This window comes from Desulfobacula sp., from assembly GCF_021107415.1.
Genome location: NZ_JAIOSW010000279.1, coordinates 1 through 7,280, shown reverse-complemented (window position 1 = coordinate 7,280; position 7,280 = coordinate 1). Strand labels below are relative to the sequence as shown.

At 41.8% G+C, this 7,280-nt stretch carries 8 protein-coding genes; 4 read left to right on the top strand and 4 right to left on the bottom strand.

Translation table 11 applies throughout. The annotated features are described in order from the left end of the window. Together K8S13_RS14745 and aspS are read left to right on the top strand one after the other, a co-directional pair. Positions 1–645, top strand: a 645-nt coding sequence (locus K8S13_RS14745; RefSeq protein ID WP_291463610.1) for a His/Gly/Thr/Pro-type tRNA ligase C-terminal domain-containing protein, incomplete at its 5' end; no start/stop codon positions are given. A gap of 17 nt (positions 646–662) precedes the next feature. Next, a complete protein-coding gene (aspS, locus tag K8S13_RS14740; RefSeq protein WP_291463609.1) occupies positions 663–2,450 on the top strand; it encodes an aspartate--tRNA ligase in 1,788 nt (595 codons plus the stop codon). A gap of 79 nt (positions 2,451–2,529) precedes the next feature. Here aspS and minE read toward each other — a convergent pair whose 3' ends face one another. From minE to K8S13_RS14720, 4 genes are all read right to left on the bottom strand, one after another. Beyond that, positions 2,530–2,802 (bottom strand): cell division topological specificity factor MinE, encoded by a 273-nt coding sequence (minE, locus tag K8S13_RS14735; protein WP_291463607.1) that lies wholly within the window; start codon positions 2,800–2,802, stop codon positions 2,530–2,532. A gap of 10 nt (positions 2,803–2,812) precedes the next feature. Continuing rightward, complete coding sequence (gene minD, locus K8S13_RS14730; RefSeq protein ID WP_291463606.1) at positions 2,813–3,613, bottom strand: septum site-determining protein MinD; 801 nt, start codon at positions 3,611–3,613, stop codon at positions 2,813–2,815. A gap of 21 nt (positions 3,614–3,634) precedes the next feature. Continuing rightward, the gene (gene minC / locus K8S13_RS14725) at positions 3,635–4,324 is read right to left on the bottom strand and encodes a septum site-determining protein MinC (protein WP_291463604.1); all 690 of its coding nucleotides are present in this window, start codon (positions 4,322–4,324) and stop codon (positions 3,635–3,637) included. 167 nt (positions 4,325–4,491) lie between these two features. Then, the gene (locus K8S13_RS14720) at positions 4,492–5,637 is read right to left on the bottom strand and encodes a response regulator (RefSeq protein WP_291463602.1); all 1,146 of its coding nucleotides are present in this window, start codon (positions 5,635–5,637) and stop codon (positions 4,492–4,494) included. A gap of 165 nt (positions 5,638–5,802) precedes the next feature. Here K8S13_RS14720 and aroF point away from each other — a divergent pair, with 165 nt between their 5' ends. Further along, the gene (gene aroF, locus K8S13_RS14715; protein WP_291463600.1) at positions 5,803–6,681 is read left to right on the top strand and encodes a 3-deoxy-7-phosphoheptulonate synthase; all 879 of its coding nucleotides are present in this window, start codon (positions 5,803–5,805) and stop codon (positions 6,679–6,681) included. 2 nt (positions 6,682–6,683) lie between these two features. Further along, positions 6,684–7,280: 3-dehydroquinate synthase family protein (locus K8S13_RS14710; protein ID WP_291463598.1), on the top strand; the 597-nt coding region annotated here is incomplete at its 3' end.

Genomic DNA, 7,280 nt, shown 5'->3' with positions numbered 1-7,280 from the left:
GACTGCAAAGTAACAGGCTGCAAAAAAGCGATTCAAGATGCTCCGGTCACCCTGGATCATCTCTGCAAAGAGTGTGAAGATCATTTTAACACGGTGAAAACAACCCTTGAGCAGCAGGGTGTTGATTTTATTGTGGACAAATCCCTGGTGCGCGGCCTGGATTACTATACCCGAACCGCCTGGGAAATTCAGACCACCACCCTTGGCGCACAGAGTGCCATTGCAGGCGGAGGCAGATATGACGGCCTTGTCAAAGAGCTGGGCGGCCCGCAAACACCGGCCATCGGATTTGCCATTGGATTTGACCGTCTGGTGGAAGTCATGGAACAAATTGATAAAACTCAGAAAGCCCCCTCTCTTGATCTGTTTATTGTCTCTTTAGGTAGTGCAGCCATGGAAAAAGGATATCACTGGTCCTGCGAGCTGAACCAGGCCGGTATCCGTACTGAGATGGATTTCAGAGGGAAAAGCTTAAAAGCCCTTATGAAACGGGCAAACAAACTCAATGCCCGATATGTATTGATTGCAGGAGAAAATGAACTGACAAAAAATGCCCTTATTTTAAGAGATATGAATACCAAAAAGCAGGTTTCACTTAGCCTTGAAACCCTGGTTCCCGAACTGATCAAAATACTAAAAAAATAATATAGAGGAAATACTAAGTGACTGATTTACTAGGAGATTTAAAGAGAACACATCATTGTTGTGAGTTAGGTGACACCGATATCAATAAAGAAGTTGTTTTAATGGGCTGGGTTCAACACCGCCGTGACCACGGAGGGGTAATATTTATAGATTTAAGGGACAAAGAAGGGATTACCCAGATCGTTTTTAACCCGGAAAATTCAAAAGCGGTTCATGAAAAAGCCCAGGGAATCAGGAATGAATATGTTCTTGGTGTAAAAGGAAAGGTCATTGCCCGACCCGGTGATATGCTCAATCCGAATATGAAAACCGGTGCCATTGAAGTGTTGATAGACGAGCTTAGTATTTTTTCAAAAGCCAAAACTCCGGCATTCCAGATCGAAGACCGGGTGGAAGCATCGGAATCCATTCGTTTGCAGTACAGATATCTGGATTTAAGACGCCCCCAACTGAAAAATAATATTCTGGCAAGACATGCGGCCACCATGGCAATAAGAAACTATCTTGATCATAAAGGGTTTGTGGATATTGAAACGCCTTTTTTGACCAAAAGTACACCGGAAGGTGCAAGAGACTATCTGGTTCCGTCCAGGGTCAGCCAGGGGGAATTTTATGCCTTGCCCCAGTCTCCACAACTTTTCAAACAATTATTAATGATCGCAGGTTTTGACAAGTATTACCAGATCGTCAAATGCTTCAGGGATGAAGACTTGAGAGCAGACCGGCAGCCCGAGTTTACCCAGATTGATATGGAGCTGTCTTTTGTTAATGAACAGGAGATTATGGAAATAGCCGAGGGGATGATTGTCGCTATTTTCAAAAAAGTGCTTGATATTGATCTTGACACACCGTTTCCACAGATCACCTATGATGAAGCAATGACAAAATTTGGTCTTGACAGGCCGGATCTCAGATTTGGCCTGGAATTGTGTGATATCTCCGATATTGTAAAAGATGCCGGGTTCAAGGTTTTTGCCAACGTGGTAAAAAACGGCGGCCTTGTTAAAGCCATTAATGCAAAAGGATGTGCCGATTTTACCAGAAAACAAATTGATGAGCTGACTGATTTTGCAGCTGTTTATAAAGCAAAAGGACTTGCCTGGATTAAGATAAAAGAAGACCAATGGCAGTCTCCCATAGTAAAATTCTTTACCGATGAAGAAAAGGATGCCTTAAGGAAACGACTTGATCTTGAACCCGGGGATATTGTTTTCTTTGTGGCAGACCAGCCGAAAATCACAAATGAAGCCCTTGGCCAGTTAAGAAATGAGCTGGCAAGACGGCTTGAACTGATTTCTGAAGACACCTATGAATTTGTCTGGGTGACCCACTTTCCCCTGCTTGATTATGATGAAACAGAAAAACGCTATCAAGCCCTGCACCATCCATTTACCGCACCCGTTGAGGAGGACATTGAAAAGCTGGACTCTGATCCTCTTGCGGTTAAATCAAGGGCCTATGACATGGTGTTGAACGGAATTGAAATCGGTGGTGGAAGTATTCGTATTCACTCCCCTGAACTTCAACAAAAAGTATTAGACTGTCTTGGGATTGATGAAAATGAAGCCAATGAAAAATTTGGGTTTCTCTTGGATGCCCTGGCATCCGGGGCACCACCCCATGGAGGAATCGCCTTCGGACTGGACCGGCTGATGATGCTGCTGTGCCGTGAAGACTCCATCAGGAGTGTCATTGCATTTCCAAAAACACAAAAAGCAACCTGCCTTTTGACCCAGGCGCCATCAAAAGCATCAACAGCACAGCTTCAGGAACTTGCGATTAAAGTATCCAAAATAGAAGAATAATGATCTTCATAAAAATTCAAACCACCGGAATAAGTCTGTGATCTCTCTTTCCGGTGCTTTGATAAAATTTAAGACTAAATTATGCTCTTTTCCGTTTTAATTGGAGAATCGGTGTATTAAAAACCAATGCCGTTACATCATCATCTCTTTTAACCTTAAGTTCAAGGGAGTCTTTATTGATTTCAAAATAATTTGAGATCACCGCCACAATATCTTTTTGAAGGTCTGTCAAGGTTGTGTCGTTCAGATCAAGCTTGTCATATATTAAGGAAAATTGGAGTCTTTTTTTAGCAGTATCTTTGCTGGCTTTCTGACCGGTGAATCTTCTCAATAGTCTGCTTATGCTTAACATTCAATTCTCCTTATCTTGTAAGCCCGAAGGTTCTGCTGATTTTGTTCCACATACTCGTTTTATGGGCTGGAACCTGTACAGGCAAATCTGCCTCCCCGTTGAGACGTCTGGCGATGCGCTTAAATGCCTGACCCGCCGTTGATTCATTTTGTAAGACAAGCGGAGTGCCTGTATTGGAAGAAATCAATACATGCTCGTCCATGGGAACAAGACCTGCAAGATCAATGGAAAGAACTTCAAGCACATCTTCATGGCTGAGCATTTCTCCTCTTTCCACCCGTGCCGGTTCAATCCTGTTTACAATCAGTTTCGGCGTTAATGACCTTGAATATAAAAGCCCGATGACACGATCCGCATCCCTGACAGCAGACACATCAGGGGTACAGATAACGATTGCCTCATTGGCTCCGACAATTGAATTTTCAAATCCTTTTTCAATGCCGGCCGGTGAATCCATGATGACAAAATCAAACTCTTTTCTGAGCTGCTTTGCCACCCGCTCAACACCGGAAGTGGTTAAAACATCTTTATTATCACTTTGTGACGCGGGTATCAAAAAAAGATTTTCTATCCTTCTGTCCCTGATAGCAGCCTGACTGATTTTACATCTTCCCAGAACAACATCAACAATATTAAACACGATCCTGTTTTCCAGTCCCATTACAACATCAAGATTTCTCAACCCAATATCCATATCAACAATGGCAACCCTTTTGCCTTCCAGGGCAAGGGCGGCACCAATGCAGGAAGTGGCTGTGGTTTTTCCAACACCGCCTTTTCCTGATGTTATGACGATTACTTTACCTTCCAAATTTACACCTCTATTCTTAAATTAAATTGCTTCCGGCCAAGGCATTTTCCGAAAAGGATTTTCCTTTATATAATCCTTTACCACGATTCCATCATCCTCAACACATGCGTATTCCGGTTTTGCACTAAATTCCTCATCAATGCCGGCAGCGGCAATCTCCCCGATCTTAACCTGGGTCGGTTTGAATTCAAGAGTAAAAATAATGGCCTTTTCATCATTCGGACATCCGGCATGGACTTTTCCTGCAAGTTTACCAAGGACTATGACATCTCCGCCGGCACTGATTTCCGATCCGGGATTCACGTCTCCTGCTATCACAATATGCTTTTTCGATTCAATCTTCTGGCCGGACCGGACCCTGCCCCTGAGCATTAAAACATCACTTCTGTGATGATTCCAACCTTTTGAAAGATCCCTTTGACGGGTTTGCTCGGTTGGAATAGATCGTTTTTCAGGAGGAATAGATACTTTTGCCACTTCAAACTTGGTTTTTAAGTATGATTTTAAATTTTCTATTAGATCATCATGGCCTTTGGCATCTCCGACATCAATTACCACACTTGCGTTTATGGCCAGATGTTTTAGATTCTTAAATAATTTGTCTATTTCCGATTTAAGCACATCTTCCGGGTGAAAAGGATCAATTGTGATCCAGAAACCATCACCAACCCCTTTTAATCTTACCGGCGCAGAACAGTCAAAATTAATCATCTTACGTGTGACCTTCAGGTTATATTTTTTAGCAAAACTGTGGTTGTGTTCAAATTATTTTTTGGACTATAAAAAATCACACCCTAAGTGTCAAGGATTGAATTATCTGAAAAAATAAGACGAACTGGCAGCTTTGGAAACAGCTGTTGACAAAGATTCGAGGCGATCTACGATTTTAAAACTTCTCTTAATTTATGCGAGAAATCAATGACACTATACGGTTTCAGAATATACCCCTTGCAACCCTGCCTGAGCATCTCCTGTGCCTTCTCATCAATGGAATACCCTGTTGAAAGCAGCACCTTAATATCGGGATTTAGTTTCTTGAGTTCCAGGAAAGTCTCAAGTCCGTTCATTTCCGGCATAATCATATCAAGAATAACAAGATCAATTTCTAACTTTTTTTCTTTATAAATTTTCAATGCTTCTTTTCCGGAAGCCGCAAGTATCACGCTATACCCAAGCGCTTTGCAAATTTCCCTGCCCACCGTCAGAATCCTCTCCTCGTCATCAATCAGGAGGACGGATTCACTCCCCATAACCAGCTTTTCATCTTCTGTAGGGGTATCTATATTATCTGCTGTTTTCTTTAAACCTAAAATAATGGAAAAAGAAGATCCCATGTTTGGAGAACTCCACACATCAATGACCCCGTTATGGTTCTGAATGATCTCCCTGGCAAACGTTAACCCCAGTCCCTTTTTCTCAGGATGGCGTTCATGGTCTACGGAATAAAAAGGAGTAAAAATATTATCCAATACCTCTTTATCCATCCCGATACCAGTGTCTGTTATGGTAATCTTCACGAAAAATCCGGTATTTAGCCCGTAAGAATCTGCGGTTCCATTTAAAATAGCACCGGATTCAGTGGTGACAGAAAGCTTTCCGCCTTTTGGCATGGCCTGTAGTGCATTATCAACAATGCTTTTAAAAACCTGATTGATTTTATCAGGATCTGCTTCAACGATCAGGGATTTTGAGTCAAGATCCACATCCAGAACAATTTTTTTTCTTTTAAGATCAAGGTGTTCCACTGCTTTTCGAACCAGCCGGTTTACATCAATGGGGCGGGTATAGTACTCATCAACTTTTGCAAAACCAAGCAACTGGGTTGCAATTTCAGATCCTTTATCAATACATCGGATGATTTCCACAATGTGCACATAAAGCGGATCAGACGGTTTTACACTGTTCATCATCAGTGATGCTCTACCTTTAATTGCGGATAAAAGATTGTTAAAATCATGGGCAATTCCGCCTGCAAATGCTTCCACCGCATCGGGAGTCTTATTTTTTAATCGTATATATTCCATTTTCAATACCCTGCCTTTTTTGACTGAATTTTAAAAGTGTATCGTGATGACAAACTAAAATCAAACAATAATTAAAAATTTTTAATTTTAGGACTGTAAAAACCAACCGCCTTTTTTATTGCTCAAAAGAGTGAATACTGATACAAAACTAAATGGAGGAACATAATGTTAGTCGTAATGGAAAAAAGCACAAGTAAAGAAAAAATTCAACCTGTGGTAAACGCACCGGTGACAAAACCGTATAAACTTGTCAGCCGGGAGTTTAAGCCCGAAAATACTCACGTTACTATTGGTGATGCTGTTTTCGGCAATGGAAGCTTACCTGTAATTGCCGGCCCCTGTGCTGTTGAAAGCGAAAACCAGGTTCTATCTATTGCAAGGTTAGTTAAAGATGCCGGTGCAAAACTATTCAGAGGTGGTGCATTTAAGCCGAGGACCTCTCCTTATTCTTTCCAGGGGCTTGGGAAACAAGGCCTTGTCCTTTTAGCAAAAGTACGGGAAAAAACAGGATTACCCTTTGTAACGGAAGCCATGGATGTTGAAAACTTTGATCTTGTGGAAAAATATGCTGATCTTGTCCAGATTGGCAGCCGAAACATGCAGAACTTCAGTCTTTTAAGACGTGCCGGAAAATCGAACAGGCCTGTAATTTTAAAAAGAGGAATGTCAGCCACGCTCCAGGAATGGCTCATGGCGGCTGAATATATCATGGCAGAAGGCAACAACAATATCATTCTTTGTGAAAGAGGGATAAGAACCTTTGTAAGACACAGCAGAAACACCTTAGATCTTTCTGTTGTGCCGGCAGTCAAAAAAGAAAGCCACCTTCCCATCATTATCGATCCCAGCCATGCAGCCGGTGTCAGGGACCAGGTTATATCCCTTGCTTATGCATCAGCCGCTTTAGATGCTGACGGCGTGATGATTGAAGTTCACAACAACCCGGAAAAAGCCATGAGCGATGGGGCGCAGTCTTTATACCCGGAGCAATTTATTGAAGTCATGGAAAAAATGAACGCCATCCATACAATTGTCGGAAAATAATAATGAAAACCTTCCATGTTAACGGGCTGTCAGGGCTTTCTTCCATCTATGTTGGAGAACGCCTTAAAAATCTGGAAAACTACCTGCCTTCCACCCAGACAATTATTGTCACAGATGAGAATATAAAAAAATATTATCAAAAAGATTTTCCAGATGTTCCCATCATTACCATTGGAACCGGAGAAGATATCAAGACCCTTGCAACCGTTGAAACCATATTAAAGGAGCTTATCCGTTATTCCTGTGATCGCTCAAGCTTTATTCTAGGAATTGGCGGTGGTATTGTCTGTGATATTACAGGATTTGCAGCCTCTGTTTTTTTAAGGGGGGTAAATTTCGGGTTTGTATCCACCTCTCTTTTATCCCAGGTGGATGCCAGTGTCGGTGGAAAAAACGGGGTAAACCTGGATTCCTATAAAAATATGGTGGGGGTCTTTAACCAGCCCGAGTTTGTCATTTGTGATATTGACCTTTTAAATACCCTGCCGAAAAAGGAAATTTCAAACGGGTTTGCCGAGATTGTCAAACATGCACTGATTTCAGATCATGACATGTTTGATTTTATTGAAAAAAACATTCAAAAAGCTCTTAACCTTGAT